At 63.3% G+C, this 16080-nt stretch carries 13 protein-coding genes; 3 read left to right on the top strand and 10 right to left on the bottom strand.

Annotated features, from left to right (window positions below; all coding sequences use genetic code 11):
• Positions 1 to 106: 106 nt before the first annotated feature.
• A complete protein-coding gene (locus GPT34_RS02005) occupies positions 107 to 865 on the top strand; it encodes a protein phosphatase 2C domain-containing protein (protein WP_291009107.1) in 759 nt (252 codons plus the stop codon).
• 150 nt (positions 866 to 1015) lie between these two features.
• Here GPT34_RS02005 and zapE read toward each other — a convergent pair whose 3' ends face one another.
• From zapE to GPT34_RS01955, 10 genes are all read right to left on the bottom strand, one after another.
• Complete coding sequence (gene zapE, locus GPT34_RS02000; protein WP_291009104.1) at positions 1016 to 2113, bottom strand: cell division protein ZapE; 1098 nt, start codon at positions 2111 to 2113, stop codon at positions 1016 to 1018.
• Between the two features lie 143 nt (positions 2114 to 2256).
• Positions 2257 to 3684: a dihydrolipoyl dehydrogenase gene (lpdA, locus tag GPT34_RS01995; RefSeq protein WP_291009100.1), complete on the bottom strand. Its 1428-nt coding sequence runs from the start codon at positions 3682 to 3684 to the stop codon at positions 2257 to 2259.
• A 26-nt stretch (positions 3685 to 3710) separates the two neighbouring features.
• Positions 3711 to 4031, bottom strand: coding sequence for a PspC domain-containing protein (locus GPT34_RS01990; protein WP_291009097.1), 321 nt, complete (start codon positions 4029 to 4031; stop codon positions 3711 to 3713).
• A 16-nt stretch (positions 4032 to 4047) separates the two neighbouring features.
• Positions 4048 to 5331: a 2-oxoglutarate dehydrogenase complex dihydrolipoyllysine-residue succinyltransferase gene (odhB, locus tag GPT34_RS01985; protein WP_291009094.1), complete on the bottom strand. Its 1284-nt coding sequence runs from the start codon at positions 5329 to 5331 to the stop codon at positions 4048 to 4050.
• An 83-nt stretch (positions 5332 to 5414) separates the two neighbouring features.
• Positions 5415 to 8300, bottom strand: a complete 2886-nt coding sequence (locus GPT34_RS01980; protein ID WP_291009091.1) for a 2-oxoglutarate dehydrogenase E1 component — start codon at positions 8298 to 8300, stop codon at positions 5415 to 5417.
• Between the two features lie 291 nt (positions 8301 to 8591).
• Positions 8592 to 8852, bottom strand: coding sequence for a hypothetical protein (locus GPT34_RS01975; protein WP_291009088.1), 261 nt, complete (start codon positions 8850 to 8852; stop codon positions 8592 to 8594).
• Positions 8853 to 8863: 11 nt separating this feature from the next.
• Positions 8864 to 9238: a metalloregulator ArsR/SmtB family transcription factor gene (locus tag GPT34_RS01970; protein ID WP_291009085.1), complete on the bottom strand. Its 375-nt coding sequence runs from the start codon at positions 9236 to 9238 to the stop codon at positions 8864 to 8866.
• 135 nt (positions 9239 to 9373) lie between these two features.
• Complete coding sequence (locus GPT34_RS01965; RefSeq protein WP_291009522.1) at positions 9374 to 11323, bottom strand: propionate--CoA ligase; 1950 nt, start codon at positions 11321 to 11323, stop codon at positions 9374 to 9376.
• A 129-nt stretch (positions 11324 to 11452) separates the two neighbouring features.
• Entirely contained in the window at positions 11453 to 12058 is a 606-nt protein-coding gene (locus GPT34_RS01960; RefSeq protein ID WP_291009082.1) for an isochorismatase family protein, read from the bottom strand.
• Positions 12059 to 12157: 99 nt separating this feature from the next.
• Positions 12158 to 12994: a helix-turn-helix domain-containing protein gene (locus GPT34_RS01955; protein WP_291009079.1), complete on the bottom strand. Its 837-nt coding sequence runs from the start codon at positions 12992 to 12994 to the stop codon at positions 12158 to 12160.
• 380 nt (positions 12995 to 13374) lie between these two features.
• Between GPT34_RS01955 and GPT34_RS01950 the strand changes: the two genes are divergently transcribed.
• Together GPT34_RS01950 and GPT34_RS01945 are read left to right on the top strand one after the other, a co-directional pair.
• On the top strand, positions 13375 to 13938 hold the full coding sequence (locus tag GPT34_RS01950) for a C40 family peptidase (RefSeq protein ID WP_291009076.1): 564 nt from the start codon (positions 13375 to 13377) through the stop codon (positions 13936 to 13938).
• Between the two features lie 246 nt (positions 13939 to 14184).
• Positions 14185 to 15990 carry an adenylate/guanylate cyclase domain-containing protein gene (locus GPT34_RS01945; protein WP_291009073.1) on the top strand — a complete coding sequence of 602 codons (1806 nt, stop codon included), beginning with the start codon at positions 14185 to 14187 and terminating at the stop codon, positions 15988 to 15990.
• The last annotated feature ends 90 nt before the right edge of the window (positions 15991 to 16080 follow it).

The following is a 16080-nucleotide window of genomic DNA, read 5'->3' as shown; positions in this document are numbered from 1 at the left end:
GGGCCCCAGGTGTGCGAAAGTGGGCTGATGGGCTCCGGCGGCCCGAGCATTACTGGTTACCATTGTTCGCATTGTTCACGTTTGACCGACCGGCCCGATACATCCCATGTCCACAGGCTACCGCATCCAGGCTTCCACCGGCATCCACCGAGGTGACCGCGACTACCAGCAGGACCAGGTCTGCCTGTTGCAGCACCCCCGCCATGTGGGCTGCCTGCTCGCGGTGGTGGCCGATGGCATGGGCGGGCGCAGCGGCGGCCGCAAGGCCTCCGACCAGGTGATGCTCACCGCGCGCCAGCTGTTCGAACGCTATGACCCGGATACCGATGACGCCGCGGCTTTTTTGCGCCAGATCGTCGAAGAGTCCCACCTGGTGATCAAGCTCACCGCCGTCTCGGCCGAGCAGGAACCGCACAGCACCATCGCCGCGTTTCTGATCAATCCGGCTGGCGACAGCCACTGGGTGCATGCTGGCGATTCGCGTATCTATCACTTCCGCAATGGCCGCATGGTGTTTCGCACCATGGACCACTCGTATGTGCAGACCCTGGTCAACCAGGGGGAGATCAGCGAAGAAGAGGCGATGGACCACCCGCACTCCAACATCCTCATGGGCTGCCTAGGCACAGAAAACGAGCCGCCGGTGGATATCCATGTGGTGCCGCGTCTGGCGGCAGGCGATGCCCTCATGTCCTGCAGCGACGGCGTCTGGCACTACTTCACCCCCGAGGAACTGGCCAGCACCATCAGCATGCTCTCGCCGCGCGAAGCCTGCGAGTTCCTGATCCAGAAGGCCCGAGCGCGCGCCAAGGGCATGGGCGACAACCTCTCGCTCACCATCGTCAAGCTTGAACCGCTGAGCTGAGCGTACTTAGCCCCATTGCGAGCCACATCCTCCGGATGTAACTCGAGGCTCCTCCGCTGCGCGGGGTTCGTTATGCCCGAGGAGGCTGGGCCTGCCTTGGGGTGGCACGCCTGCTGGCCCGATGACCCCTCGCTCCGTCAGCGGCGGCTTTCAGGTCAGACCTGTGTCCACCGTGCGCCGCTCCAGCGCCAGAAACTCGGCCGACTGCATTTCACTCAGGCGAGAGACAGTGCGCGGGAACTCGTGCGACATCGGCCCTTCGGTGTAGAGCTCCTCGGGCGGCACCGCGGCCGAGATCACCAGCTTCACCCGGCGGTCGTACAACACGTCCACCAGCCAGGTGAAGCGACGCGCTTCGGACGCCTGATGCACCGACATTTTTGGGACATTGGCCAGCAGCACGGTGTGGAACTGGCTGGCGATCTCCAGGTAGTCGTTTTGTGAGCGTGGTCCACCGCACAAGGTGCGAAAGTCGAACCAGATCACGCCGCCCGCCCGGCGCACCGCTCGAATTTGCCGTGACTCGATCCTCAGCACGGGATTTTCATCGCCTGCTTCGGCCAGGCGCACAAACGCTTGCTCCAGAGCGGCATCGGTCTCTGGTCCCAGCGGAAACCGGTAGAAGTCCACCACCGCCAATGAGCGTTGGCGGTAGTCGGTACCATCGTCCACGTTCACCACCTCCAGCCGCTGCTTGAGCAGTTCAATCGCGGGCAGGATGCGGTCGCGGTGCAGTCCGTCGGGATACAGGCCGTCGGGATGGAAGTTGGAGGTGGTGACGAAGCCCACGCCGGCTTTGAACAGCGCATCCAGCAGGCGATGCAGGATCATGGCGTCGGTCACGTCGGCCACATGGAACTCGTCAAAGCAGATCAGCTTGTAGCGCTTGGCCATGCGCAGGCCGAGCTCATCCAGCGGATTCTGCGTACCCTGCAGTTCGCGCAGTTCGCGGTGAACCTCGCGCATGAACTCGTGGAAATGCAATCTCGTCTTGCGCCGGATCGGGACCGCGTTGTAGAAGCAGTCCATCAGAAAACTCTTACCCCGCCCCACCCCGCCAAACATGTAGACACCGCGCGGGATCTCGGGCTTGACGAACACCTTCTTCAACGCATTGGAGCGGCGCTGCTTGTAATGCGTCCAGTCGGACGCACAGCGCTCAAGCGCATCGATCGCCCGCTGCTGCGCGGGATCGGTGGTGTAGCCACGCTCAACCAGCGCGGCTTCGTAGGTGCTGCGAACAGACATGAATCAAGCGAATGGAGAGGACGGATCCGGAGCGAGCAGCACCTTGGCCACGCAACCCGCAGAACCGGCTTCGCCGGGCTGCAGGGTTGGCCCCCTTGAGGGGGTGACGCGGCTGCGCGAAGCGAGCAAGAGACAGGAGTGGATCAGAAGTTCAGCGTGCGCTTGTCCACCGCCAGCGCAGCTTCCTTGGTTGCCTCCGACAGCGACGGGTGCGCGTGGCAGATGCGGGCGATGTCTTCGGCGCTGGCCTTGAACTCCATTGCCACCACCGCCTCGGCAATCAGCTCAGACGCCATCGGGCCCACGATGTGCACACCCAGGATCTCGTCGGTCTTGGCGTCGGCCAGAAACTTCACCATGCCGGTGGTGTCACCCAGGGCGCGGGCCCGGCCGTTGGCCAGGAAGGGGAAGGTGCCGGCCTTGTAGTCGGCTTTGCGTGCCTTGAGCTGCTGCTCGGTCTCGCCGACCCAGGCAATCTCGGGGCTGGTGTAGATCACCCAGGGTACGGTGTTGAAGTTCACGTGGCCGTGCTGTCCAGCGATGCGCTCGGCCACGGCCACACCCTCTTCCTCGGCCTTGTGGGCGAGCATGGGGCCTCGCACCACATCACCCACGGCCCATACCCCCTTGACATTGGTGCGACACGCCTCGTCCACCTCGATCGCACCGCGCTCGTCCAGCTTCAAGCCGATGGCCTCCGCGTTGAGGCCAATGGTGTTGGGCACACGACCGATGGAAACGATGAGCTTGTCGCCATCGAGCTTCTTGGCCTCACCCTTGGCATCGGTGTAGGCCACGCTCACGCCCTTCTTGGTGGCCTTGACCTCGCCCACCTTCACGCCCAGCTCGATCTTCAGTCCCTGCTTGTCGAAGGCCTTCTTGGCCTCCTTGGCGATCTGCTCGTCCACTGCCCCCAGGAAGGTCGGCAGACCTTCGAGGATGGTCACGTCAGCGCCCAGGCGGCGCCAGACCGAGCCCATTTCCAGACCGATCACGCCCGAGCCGATCAGGGTCAGCTTCTTGGGCACAGCACCCAGGCGCAGAGCACCGTCGTTGGAGAGGATCATGTCCTCGTCGAACGCTGCGCCCGGCAGGGCACGGGCGTTGGAGCCGGTCGCGACGATCACTTGGCGCCCGGTGATCACCTCTTCCTTGGCGCCTTTGACCTGGATCTCGAAGCCGGACTCCACCGCCTTCACGAACGAGCCGCGGCCATGAAAAAAGCTCACCTTGTTCTTCTTAAACAGGTAGAGGATGCCGTCATTGTTCTGTTTGACCACGGCATCCTTGCGACCCACCATCTTGGCCACGTCGATCTTCACGTCCTTGACCTGAATGCCGTGATCGGCGAAGTGGTGGTTGGCCTGGTCAAAGTGCTCCGACGACTGCAACAACGCTTTGGACGGAATGCAACCCACGTTGGTGCAGGTGCCGCCAGGCGCAGGGCCGCCGGTGGCATTTTTCCACTCGTCGATGCAGGCCACCTGGAAACCCAGCTGGGCTGCGCGAATGGCGGCGATGTAGCCGCCTGGGCCGCCACCGATCACGATGACATCAAAAGATTGGGACATATTCAAATTCCAGTTGCACGCCGGACTCAGTCAGCCGGCACAAAAATCCACAGCAAGGCATAGATCGCCACACCCAGACCACCCGCAAACGCCAGCGCCACCATCAACAGCCGCCATACCCAGGACTCCACGCCCGTGGCCACGGTGAGACCACCGCACACACCGGCGACCCAGCGGTCGCTGTGGCTGCGCCGCAGGCGGTTGATCGCCTTGGCCAGATCGGAAGGCAGGACCGGCACCGGGTCCGAGTTGAGCAGGCTGGTCTTGGCCCGATCAAACTCCTCTGCATTCAGCGTGCCGCGCTCGCGCAGCTGCTCGAGCTTGATGAGTTCGTCGGCCAGGGACATGCGGCAGCCTCGTCGGTCAGATGTCGAACAGCAGGCGCGACGGATCTTCCAGCGCTTCCTTCATCGCCACCAGCCCCAGAACGGCTTCACGGCCGTCGATGATGCGGTGGTCATAAGACATCGCCAGGTAGTTCATCGGACGGATCACGATCTGACCGTTCTCCACCACTGCGCGCTCCTTGGTCGCGTGAACGCCCAGGATGGCCGACTGCGGCGGGTTGATGATGGGCGTGGACAGCATGGAGCCGAAGGTACCGCCGTTGGAGATCGAGAAGGTGCCACCGGTGATGTCGTCCAGACCGATCTTGCCTTCCTTGGCCTTCTGGCCAAACTCGGCGATCTTCTTCTCGATGTCGGCAAAGCTCATCTGATCGGCGTTGCGCAGGATGGGCACAACCAAGCCGCGCGGTGATCCCACGGCAATGCCGATGTCGAAGTAGCCGTGGTAGACGATGTCACCACCATCAACACTGGCGTTGATGACCGGGTACTTCTTGAGCGCATGCACCGCGGCCTTCACAAAGAAGCTCATGAAGCCCAGCTTGACGCCGTGCTCCTTCTCAAACTTCTCCTGAAACTTCTTGCGCATTTCCATCACAGGCGCCATGTTCACCTCGTTGAAGGTGGTCAGGATGGCGTTGGTGGCCTGCGACTGCAGCAGTCGCTCGGCGACGCGGGCGCGAAGGCGCGTCATGGGCACGCGCTCTTCCGGGCGGTCGCCCAGATCGGGCGCGACCACCGCCACCTGACTCAGCACCTTGGTTGGCGCACCGGTGGGAATCGGCACCGGCGCGGTCGCGGCGGCCGGCGCAGCGGCTTTACCCGACACCGCCGCCAGCACGTCGCCCTTGGTGATGCGACCATCCTTGCCAGTGCCGGGGACCGAGCCCTCAGCCAGTTGGTTGTCGGCCATCAGCTTGGCGGCGGCTGGCATGGCCACACCCGCCTTGCCAGCGGCTGGCGCTGCGGCAGCCGGCGCGACTGAAGCTGCTGGGGCGGCGGCTGCTGGAGCCGATGAGGCAGCGCCTGCCGCAGGCGCAGCGCTGGCGCCCGCTGCAGCGTCGGTGTCGATGCGAGCGATGAGCTGCTCGGCCGCCACGGTGGCGCCGTCAGCCTGGAGGATTTCCACCAGCACGCCAGCGGACGGGGCTGGACATTCCAGCACCACCTTGTCGGTTTCGATGTCGATCAGGATCTCGTCGACCGCGACCGCCTCCCCCACCTTCTTTTTCCACTGCAGCAAGGTGGCCTCGGCCACGGATTCAGAGAGCTGCGGAACCTTGACTTCTACGATTGCCATTTTTTATCCCGGTTGTGCGATGTGCGCCGGTCCGGCGGGGGCGAGCAAATGCTTTCGCACCCTGCCCGGCAGGACCTGCTGGTTTACTTGGTGAGGATGAAGCCCTTGAGCTTGCTGAAGGCTGCCTCGATCAGGGTTTTCTGCTGCTCCTGATGCAGGTGCGCATAACCCACGGCCGGCGAAGCCGATGCGGTGCGACCGGCGTAGCCCAGCTTCTGGCCATCGAGCATGTTTTCGTGGATGTAGTGCTGCACGAAGAACCAGGCGCCCTGGTTTTGCGGCTCGTCCTGGCACCACACGATGTCGGTCGCGTTCGGATATTTCTTGAGCTCTGCGGCGAAGACCTTGTGCGGGAACGGGTACAGCTGCTCGACGCGCAGAATGGCCACATCCTCGTCGCCACGTTCTTCGCGCTTCTTGACCAGGTCGTAGTAGACCTTGCCCGAGCAGCAAATGACGCGCTTGACCTTGTCGGCTTTCTTAACCACCGCAGCGCTTTGCTCCGGAATCACGGTCTGGAACTGGCCCTTGGTGAACTCCGACAGGGGCGACGTGGCGTCCTTGTTGCGCAGCAGGGATTTAGGCGTGAAGATGATCAACGGCTTGCGCAGCGGACGGATCATCTGGCGGCGCAAAACGTGGAAGATCTGGCTGGCCGAGGTCGGCTGCACGATCTGCATGTTGGTGTCGGCGGCCAGCTGCATGAAGCGCTCGATACGCGCCGAGCTGTGCTCAGGGCCCTGGCCTTCGTAGCCGTGCGGCAGCATCAGCGTGATGCCGTTCAGGCGGCCCCACTTCACTTCGCCGCTGGCGATGAACTGATCGACCACCACCTGGGCACCGTTGAGGAAGTCACCGAACTGGGCTTCCCAGATCACGAGCGTGTTCGGATCATTGCTGGCGAAACCATACTCGAAGCCCAGCACTGCCTCTTCGGACAGAATGGAGTCGATGACCGTGAACTGGCCTTGATCGGCGCTGATGTTCTGCAACGGTATGTAGGTTCCGCTGTCCCACTTTTCCCGGCTCTGATCGTGGATCACCGCATGGCGGTGGGTAAAGGTACCGCGACCGCAGTCTTCGCCCGACAGGCGAATTCCGTAGCCCGCGGCCACCAGGGTGGCCAAAGCCATGTGCTCGCCCATGCCCCAGTCGACGTTGATCTCGCCACGCCCCATGGCCGCGCGATCGTCGTACACCTTCTTGACCAGGTTGTGTGGCGTGACATTGCCTGGAATCGTCGTCATCTTCTCGGCGATGCGCTTCCATTCCTTCTCGGGCAGGCTGGTGTCGCTGTTGTCGGTCCATTTGGCCTTGAGGTAAGGCGACCAGTCCACCACGAACTTGTTGTGCGCGTTGGTGATGGTGAATTCTTTGGCATGACGCCCTTCATCCATCGCCAGGCGGTAGGCCTTGACCATGTCCTCACCCAGCGTGTCGCCCAGGCCTTGAGCGGACAGCCGATCGGCGTACAGCTTTCGGGTGCCCGGGTGCTGAGCGATCTTTTTGTACATCAGCGGCTGCGTGAGCGCTGGCGTGTCCTGCTCGTTGTGACCCAGTTTCCGGAAGCAGATGATGTCGATCACCACGTCCTTGTTGAACTCCTGGCGGTAGTCGAGGGCGAGCTGGGTGCAGAACACCACCGCTTCGGGATCGTCGCCGTTGACGTGCAGCACCGGCGCTTCCACCATCTTGACCACATCGGTGCAATACAGGGTGGAACGCGTATCACGGGGGTCGCTGGTGGTGAAGCCGATCTGGTTGTTGATCACCACATGCACCGTGCCACCCGTGTAGTAGCCACGGGTCTGCGACAGCGCCAGCGTCTCCATCACCACGCCCTGGCCGGCGAAAGCCGCGTCACCGTGCACCAGGATGGGCAGGACGCTGTCGCCGTCGGTGTCCTTGCGCCGCTCCTGGCGCGAGCGCACCGAGCCCTCGACCACCGGGTTGACGATTTCCAGGTGGGACGGGTTGAACGCCAGCGTCAGGTGCACCGGGCCGCCCGGCGTGGCGATGTCCGAGCTGAAGCCCTGGTGGTACTTCACGTCGCCAGCCGGCAGGTCTTCCACGGCGGTGTGGTCAAACTCGGCAAACAGGCCGGCTGGGGTCTTGCCCAGCGTGTTGACCAGCACGTTCAGGCGACCGCGGTGCGCCATGCCGATCACCACTTCCTGCACGCCGCGCGAACCTGAAAGCTGTACCAGTTCGTGCATACAGGCGATGAAACTCTCACCGCCTTCAAGAGAGAAACGCTTCTGACCCACGTACTTGGTGTGCAGGTAGCGCTCCAGACCCTCTGCAGCCGTGAGCTGCTTCAGGATCTCTTTTTTCTTTTCGGCGTCGTATACCGGCTTGCTGCGCTTGCTCTCCAGCTGCTCCTGCCACCAGCGCTTTTCGCGCTGGTCAGAGGCGTACATGTATTCCGGGCCCACGGTGCGGCAATAGGTCTCGCGCAGCGCATTGAGCAGGTCGCGCAAGGACATCACCTCTTTGCCGAAGAAGGTGTTGCTGGTGTTGAACACCGTCTCGAAATCGGCATCGGTGAAACCGTAAAACGACGGCTCCAGCTCGGGGATGTTGTCGCGCTCGTCGCGCTTGAGGGGGTCGAGATCGGCCCAGCGGGCACCCACGTTGCGGTAGGCGGCGATCAGCTGCTGGACAGCGACGCGTTTGCGGCCCAGATCGGAATCGGCGCCGGCGGCGATGACCACGCGGGTACCGCCCTGCTTGGCTCGATCGGCAAAGGCATTGATGACAGGAAGGTGGGGGACGTCGCGGACGTCGGTTCCATCGACGGCCGGCACATGCTGCAGCGCGTCGAAATAGGAACGCCAGGATTCGGACACACTGCCTGGATTGGCCAAGTAGTTCTCGTACATCTCTTCAACGTATGGCGCATTGCCACCGTAAAGGTACGAGTTGCCCTTGTAGGCAACATAGACGTTGCCGGATGCGGAATCGCTCATGAATTCGCTGACCTCCGTTTCCCTGCAGGAAACATTAGCTGGTTAAAACAAACCTTCCGCGACACGGCTTGACCGTTTGGCGGATGCGACAGTGACTGTGGAAGGAACTGAATGCAAGCGTCGATTGTGCCATCCCCATTGGGGCTGCGGGAAAAAGCGGCGGCTTGAGTGCCCCGGATGGGCGCAACGAGCACGTCGTTGTTGCGCTCGCGCCAACTGACAGCGGTGTGTCAGCCCCGTATGGGAATCGGAACCTTGAGCGGACTGGACAGCCGCTCGCTGAAAACCAGCCTATTTGCTGGTTGGGTCTTTGTCGGTGGTGGACGGCGCTGGCGATAGCAACTGCCCCGAGGTGCCGACGCTGACCGAGCCGCCTCCCACACCCACACCGACGCTGGTGCCGATACGGCCATCACTTCCTACGCTCACCCCGACACCGGCATTGCGGCCGATCGGCAGGGAGAAGCCCAGGTTCACGCCGCCGACCGCGCAACCTGACAACGCCGACGCAGCAGCGGCAGCGAGCAGACAACGGGCGATCATCGAAGGCATGGGCATAGATATCAGGACATCAGGCGTGGCGACAGGCGCTCGGACGCGGGCACTGCGCTGGGCTCGTCCATCTCGATCGCGATCTGCGTGCATACGGTGCGGCACAGCATCACCGCCTTTTCGCTTTGCACGCGGTAGATCACCTGGGTGCCTTCCTTGCGCTTGGCCAGCACACCGGCGCGGTACAGCAGGTTGAGGTGCTGTGACAGGTTGGGCTGGGTGGTGTCGATTTCCTGCAGCAGTTGCGACACGGATTTCTCCTTGTCACACAGCGCGCTGAGGATGCGCAGACGCATGGGCGTGGCGAGCACACCGAACAACTCGGCCGCCATTTCGAAGACGCGCACCTTCTCGATGTTGGCTTCGGATCCGATCATTTGTTCCATGCCTGCTCACACTGTTGTCAATATAAGCATGCATCATACGGTCAAATGCCGCGCGCATCCACCTGTTGAAGCTCTCGCCCGGACGCGATCAAGCCCGGCACCTCGACGGCACCGGGCTGCTTGGGCCGACGACGCTCAGGCCAGCAGGTCTTTGATCTGCTGAAGCGCGGCCGGATCGTCCATGGTGGTCAGATCACCGGCATCGCGGCCTTCGCACACCGCCTGAATCGCGCGGCGCAGCAGCTTGCCGCTGCGGGTCTTGGGCAGCACGGTCACAAAACGCACCCGCGCCGGCCGGGCCACCGCCCCCAATTGTGCATCCACCTGCTTCATCACCTCGCCTTCGAGTTTGAGGCGGGCAGCATCGTCGGTCAGCAACGAGGCGTCCCTGACCACGGCGAACGCCATGGCGACCTGCCCCTTGAGCTGGTCGGCCACGCCGACCACCGCCACTTCGGCAATGCTCGGGTGGCTGGAAATGCTCTCTTCGATCTCTCGCGTGCCCAGCCGGTGGCCAGCGACGTTGATCACGTCATCAGTGCGCCCCAAAATGAAAAAATAGCCGTCATCATCCCGAACACCCCAGTCGAAGGTGCTGTAGACCAGCTTTCCCGGCACGCTGGACCAGTAGGTCTTTACGAAACGGTCGTCGTCCTGCCAAACGGTCTGCATGCAGCCCGGCGGCAGCGGACCTTCGATGGCGACCACACCCTTCTGGTTGCTGCCGGTCAGCACCTCCCCGGTCTGGTCGTCCAGCAGCTGCACGTTGTAGCCGTACACCGCCTTGCCGGGTGAGCCGAACTTGCTCGGTGCGGACTCGACGCCGTTGCACAGCGAGAGAATGGGCCAGCCGGTCTCGGTCTGCCAGTAGTTGTCGATGATGGGCTTGCCCAATTCCGTGGAAATCCACTGCGCGGTGGGCTCGTCCAGCGGCTCGCCCGCCAGAAACAGCGCCTTGAGGCTGGAGAGATCGTATTTCTTGATGAACGACGGGTCGTACTTCTTGAGCACGCGCACCGCCGTGGGGGCGCTGAACATCACCGACACCTTGTACTTCTCGACCAGATGCCACCAGATGCCCGCATCGGGCCGCACTGGCAGCCCTTCGTACATGATGGTGGCCATGCCCCCGATCAAAGGCCCGTAAATGATGTAGCTGTGGCCAACCACCCAGCCGATGTCGCTGGTGCACAGATAGGTTTCCCCCGGCTCGCCCTGGTAGATGTGCTTCATGCTGGCGGCCAGCGCCACGGCGTAGCCGCCGGTATCGCGCTGCACGCCCTTGGGCTTGCCGGTGGTGCCGCTGGTGTAGAGCGTGTAGCTGGGGTGGGTGGCATCGACCCACTCGCAGGGCACCACCGTGTCCATGACCTGCTGGCGCGCGGCAGCGTAGTCCACATCGCGCCCGGATACGCTGGTGAACGGCGACAGACCCCTGTCGACCATGATGACCTTCGCCGGCTTGTGGCTGGAAAGGCGGATCGCCTCGTCCAGCAGTGGTTTGTAGGCCACCACCTTGCCACTGCGCGAACCCGCGTCGGCACTCACGATGGCCACGGGTGAGGCGTCTTCGATCCGGCTGGCCAGCGAGTGGCTGGCAAAGCCGCCAAACACCACCGAGTGAATGGCGCCAATGCGCGCGCAGGCCAGCATGGCAAACGCCGCTTCCGGGATCATGGGCATGTAGATCAGCACCCGGTAACCCTTCTTCACACCCTGCGCCAGAAGGATGGCCGCCATGCGCTGCACCTCGGCGTGCAGCTCGCGGTAGGTGTAGACCTGCTCCGTGTCGGTTTCGGTGGAGACGAAGATCAGCGCGTTCTGGTCCGGGCGCTCGGTCAGGTGGCGGTCGATCGCGTTGTGACACAAATTGGTCAGTCCGCCCTCGAACCATCGGGCAAAGGGCGGGTTGTCGTAGTTGCAGACCCGTTTGAACGGCTGCTTCCACTCGATGCGCTGAGCCTCTTCAGCCCAGAAGGCATCGCGGTCGTCAATCGAGCGTTGGTAGAAATCGGCGTAGGTCTGGGGCTGATTCATGCTGGTCTCCTGCTTGACGCAACGGTGCGCCGGGTGCCACGTCCCGATCAGGGCCTGGCCATATCAAACTGAATTCATAATTATGGCGAGCTGGCTTGCGACAGCCTGACGCTTGGCCCCGCGTCATGCCAAGATTCCTTCATCGAGAATGGGCCTGGCGCCAAGGCGCCCGCCGGGTCATTTGATCAGCGACTGCGCCTGGCGAAACGAGGTGTGCTCCGCGGTGCGCAGCCACTCGAACACCACCATCTCCGTCGTCACCAGCTCAGCACCAGCACCGGCCAACCGGTCGAAAGCCGCGTCGCGGTTGCGCTCGGTGCGCGAAGCACAGGCATCGGTGACCACCCACACGTCCATCTCCTGCTCGATCAGCTCCAGCGCAGTCTGCAGCAGACACACATGGGCCTCGCAGCCACCGATCACGATGGTGCCGCGCTCCGGCGCGGGTGCCGTGGCGGGTTTTTGCAGGTGCTTGGGCAGGCTGCGGGCATTGCCGCCAGCCGGGCGCACCGGCGGGCGCAGGCAGTCGAGCAGCCCGTCTGCCACAGCGCTGAAGTGCATCTTGGGCATGGTCTTTCGGCACAAGGCGCGCAGCTCGGGCGCATTGGCGCCGAGCTTCTCGGGGTTTTGTTCGGTGCCCCACACGGGCACATGCAGCAGCTCAGCGGTCTGAGCGAGGCGCAAGGCGTTGGCCAGCGCCTGCGGGCCTTCGTGCAGCGCCGGCATCAGCCGCGACTGGTAATCCACCAGCACCAGTTGGGAATCGAGTACGTCAAGCAGCATGCGGCAGTCCTTGGAAATTCTGGTGGGTGCTGGCTACCGGGCCACCACCAGCCCGACGTCAGCGTCTTCAGGGCATTGTCGCCGCTGCCCGATCGCGGGTCACTCGCCGAACAGGTCTGCCTGATCGATCGGCCTGGCCGCAGCCCCATCGCCTGCCCCAGCGGCTGACAACGGCCGCATGCTCACCGCCAGCCAGCGCTCCAGCGTGCCGCGCCACTGGGCCTCCAGCCCGTCTGGCTGGCTGTGTCCACTGGCCGTGGCCAAGGCCAGCAGACCCAGGCCGCAAGCCACCAGTTCGCGGTGCAGCAGATAGGCCTCTGTCTCGTCCAGCCCGCTGGCCAGCAAGGAGTCGCGGCACGGCTGCAACACCGCCTCCAGATCACCCAGCATCGCCGCCGGGCCAGACAGCGGAGCCGGCGCAGCCGGCGATCCAGCAGCCGTCACCAAGGAGGGGCGCAACAGCAGTAACTGGAAGCCGCCCGGATCTTGCGCCAAGCGCCGCCACCAGGCCAGCGACTGGGCAAGGTACAGCTGCTGGGCAACGTCCAGCGCCAACGCCGGCGCGGCTTTCGCCTCCTGCATGCCCGTCGGACCGGATCGGGCCCCACGCGAGGCCCGGGGCCATTTCACGCCCTGCACCGCGTCCGCCAGCCGGTCCAGCACCCGCCGCTGCAAAGCCAGCAAGATGCCTTCCTTGCCATCGAAATAGGCATAGAGCGCGCCGGCCGTGTAGCCCGCGCGCCGGGCGATCACCCGCATGTTGAAGCCATCCAGTCCCTGCGCATCGATCAAGTCCTGGGCCACGTCGAGCAACTGCTCGCGCCGAATGCCGTTGGCACGAGCCTGACGGTCCAGCCGCTCCTGGATGCGCTCCCGCGCCTCGGCCAGGTCTTGCGGACTGGGCACGGGCGTCAATGCATCAAACTTGACTTTCATGAGTAAATTTATATATGAATCATCTAGTTAAGGCCATTAATTGAAGTCACCTGAGAATCAAAGTATTGAACTTCGTTCATTTTATTTGGCAGTTTTTATATTATTAACGGATCGCCGCTTCACTGATACCTCATTAAACTTTTGATCCAGCATCGAGTCATTGATGATCAGTCAGCCACTTGACCGCACGTGAGCGACGAGGAAGCAACACGCCGGAACACAGCAGCGACGGACTGCTAACCGCGGTGCGCTCCGGACACGGGCAATCACTCAGCCATTGCTCAACGAGCTCCGTCATCCGAAATTGCTCGCGAAATCAATCGTCTCCGCGAATTTCTTCACTTGACTTCTGGGTCTGCTGCCCCTATCGTCGCGCCACCATGAAACGCTGGATGGCCTACCTCCTGCTCAGCCTGTCGGCCTCGGCGTTTGCCGCGCCAGGCCAGCCAGCCTATGAAAGCATGGACGCTTTGCTGGCCGACAAAGGCCTCGCGCAGCGGCTTGGTAACCAGCTTCAGCGCGCCGGCGATGCGATGGGCGATACCGCTTCGCAGCTGGTGATGAACGCCATGGGCTTTCTCGGCGTGCCCTACAAATACGGCGGCAACAGCGCCGAAACCGGATTCGACTGCAGCGGCTTTGTGCGCGCGGTGTTCGAAGAATCGCTGGGCAAGGTGTTGCCGAGGCGGGCCGACGAACAGGCTGCCGCTACCGATCCCATCGAGCGCAGCGAACTCAAGCCTGGCGACCTAGTCTTCTTCAACACCATGCGCCGCGCGTTCAGCCATGTGGGCATTTACGTGGGTGACGGCAAGTTCATCCATTCGCCGCGCTCTGGCTCCACCGTGCGGGTGGAAGACATGCGCAAGGCTTACTGGGAAACCCGTTTCAACGGCGCACGCCGTGTGCAAGCCGTGGCCGACGCCACACCCGCGGCGCGCTGAGCGCCGCCCGCTTTCGCCGGCCACACACGCCGGTGCCTGCGCAAGCCGCGGGCCTTGTCCCCGCCGCCGCCTCAACCCACCTCAGTTTGGGCTGAGGCATGACCGGTGCATTGAGGCGTCAATAGCGACGTCGCCCATGCGGCCGCTGGCGTCCGGGCTGTCAATCAGCGCATCCCCCATCTGTGCGAAACTGTTTGCAACACATCCCCCGGACGAGGTATGACGTCAAGCGGTTCACCCCCCAACATGAAGGCTCCCGAAAGGGGACACCAAGCGCAGTCCGCCCTTGGCCTCCCGTTCGAGGCGTACAAGGTGGTGCTGGTGGTGGATCTGGTGGAGTCGGTGCGCTTGATGGCGCAGCATGAAGAGACAGTGGTTCAGCACTGGCGCGACTTCATGAACCATGCGAACCAGGAGATCCTGCCCAAACACCATGGCCGCCTCGTGAAAAGCCTGGGTGACGGGCTGCTGGCCGAGTTCGACGAGCCGGTCGATGCGGTGCGAACCGCCCTCGCCCTCAATCAGTTTTTCCCCCGCATCAACCGCCCCCTGCCCGCCGGCGAGCAGCTGCACTTGCGCGCCGGCATCAACGCCAGCCACCTCTACGTGGGCGAACACGATGTGTACGGCCACGGCGTCAACCTGGCAGCGCGCGTCGCTGGCCTGGGCGAAGCGGGCGACATCATCGTCACCGCGCCGGTGCGCGACGCCATCGTCGACGGGGTTGACGGCGAAGTCGAAGACATGGGCGAGAGCTACCTCAAACACTGGCCCGAACCGGTGCGCACCTGGCGCGTGAATCCGGTGCGCAGCGGCCAGCCCAGCTGGCGGCCCGAGAAGCGCGAAGCGCCGGCCAGCGATTTCCGACCCTCCATCGCCGTCATTCCGTTTGACGCCCGCACACCCGCGCCCGAGCATTTCGTGATCGGTGAGCTGATCGCAGACGGCGTCATTGCCCAGCTCGCCCGCAGCCAGGACATCCGCGTCATTGCCCGCCTGTCCACCACCGCGTTTCGCGGTCGCCAGGCCACGCCTGGCGAGATCGACGCCCGGCTCGACGCTACCTTTGTCCTCAGCGGCGGCTACGCGGTGCTGGGCGACAAGGTACTCATCACCGCCGAGCTGGCCGATACCCGCCGCGGCGAAGTGGTGTGGGCCGACCGCGTGAGTGGTGACACGCTGGACCTGATTCAGCTGCACAGCGAGCTCATCCACCAACTCTGCACCGCCTGCACCCATGCCCTGCTCAACGCCGAGGTGCAGCGCAGCCTGGTGATGCCCCTGCCCCAGCTCGACAGCAACGCGCTCATGCTCGGCGGCATCACGCTCATGCACCGGTCCACGCCGCGCGACTTGCAGCGCAGCCAGCAGCTGCTGGAGGCTGTGGCCGAGCGCCACAAGCGGGTAGCTGCCCCTTGGGCTTGGCTGGCCAAGTGGCACATCATCCAGGTCGTGCAGGGTTTGTCTGCCGACCCGGCCAACGATTTTCGCCGGGCCATCAGCATCGCCGACCGCGCGCTCGATCTGGAGCCCAACAGCACCCTGGCCATGTCCATCAAGGGCCACGCGCTGTGCCACCTCGGCAGCGATGTCGACGACTCGCACCGGTTGCTGCAGGAAGCCACACAGAGCAACCCCAACGACCCGATGGCCTGGCTGTACAGCTGTGTCTGGTCGTCCATGTGGGGCGTTTCTCGTGACTCGGTAACCGAGGCGGAAAACGCTCTCAACCTGTCTCCACTTGATCCGCAGCGCTACTATTTTGAAATGATGCTGGCGACGAGTTGTGCAGCTGACCAGCAATGGTCACGAGCCATCGAACTGTGCAAATCATCCCTGCTAAAGAATCGCTATCACCTGCCCACCATCAGATGTCTCATCGCGTCTCAGTACGAGGTGGGCCAGATTCTGGAGGCACAACAAACCTACAAGACGCTGAAGACGCTGCAGCCCGACTTCACGGTGGAATCCTACCTTGCAGCTGGTGGAGAAAGCCCCCTCAGGAAGCGCGTGGCGAGCGCTTTGGTCGACCTGGAAAAGCGTTCTCACTGACACCAACTGCAGCACAACCAACCAAGGAGAAGGCATGAGTGGAGGTATGAGTGGAGGTATGAGTGGAGGTATGAGTGGAGGTATGAGTGG

Origin of the sequence: Hydrogenophaga sp., from assembly GCF_011390835.1 — a bacterium.
Classification (GTDB): Bacteria; Pseudomonadota; Gammaproteobacteria; order Burkholderiales; family Burkholderiaceae_C; genus Hydrogenophaga.
The sequence above is the reverse complement of the archived record's forward strand: the minus strand, read 5'-3'. Positions and strand labels throughout refer to the sequence as shown.

Excerpts from the sequence above, each read along its gene's own strand:
- GPT34_RS01945 (WP_291009073.1), top strand. The coding sequence starts at position 14,185 with ATGAAGGCTCCCGAAAGGGGACACCAAGCGCAGTCCGCCCTTGGCCTC.
- GPT34_RS01980 (WP_291009091.1), bottom strand. The coding sequence starts at position 8,300 with ATGAGCGATTCCGCATCCGGCAACGTCTATGTTGCCTACAAGGGCAAC.
- GPT34_RS01970 (WP_291009085.1), bottom strand. The coding sequence starts at position 9,238 with ATGGAACAAATGATCGGATCCGAAGCCAACATCGAGAAGGTGCGCGTC.
- GPT34_RS02005 (WP_291009107.1), top strand. The coding sequence starts at position 107 with ATGTCCACAGGCTACCGCATCCAGGCTTCCACCGGCATCCACCGAGGT.
- GPT34_RS01960 (WP_291009082.1), bottom strand. The coding sequence starts at position 12,058 with ATGCTGCTTGACGTACTCGATTCCCAACTGGTGCTGGTGGATTACCAG.
- odhB (WP_291009094.1), bottom strand. The coding sequence starts at position 5,331 with ATGGCAATCGTAGAAGTCAAGGTTCCGCAGCTCTCTGAATCCGTGGCC.
- GPT34_RS01955 (WP_291009079.1), bottom strand. The coding sequence starts at position 12,994 with ATGAAAGTCAAGTTTGATGCATTGACGCCCGTGCCCAGTCCGCAAGAC.
- GPT34_RS01990 (WP_291009097.1), bottom strand. The coding sequence starts at position 4,031 with ATGTCCCTGGCCGACGAACTCATCAAGCTCGAGCAGCTGCGCGAGCGC.
- zapE (WP_291009104.1), bottom strand. The coding sequence starts at position 2,113 with ATGTCTGTTCGCAGCACCTACGAAGCCGCGCTGGTTGAGCGTGGCTAC.
- GPT34_RS01950 (WP_291009076.1), top strand. The coding sequence starts at position 13,375 with ATGAAACGCTGGATGGCCTACCTCCTGCTCAGCCTGTCGGCCTCGGCG.
- lpdA (WP_291009100.1), bottom strand. The coding sequence starts at position 3,684 with ATGTCCCAATCTTTTGATGTCATCGTGATCGGTGGCGGCCCAGGCGGC.
- GPT34_RS01975 (WP_291009088.1), bottom strand. The coding sequence starts at position 8,852 with ATGCCTTCGATGATCGCCCGTTGTCTGCTCGCTGCCGCTGCTGCGTCG.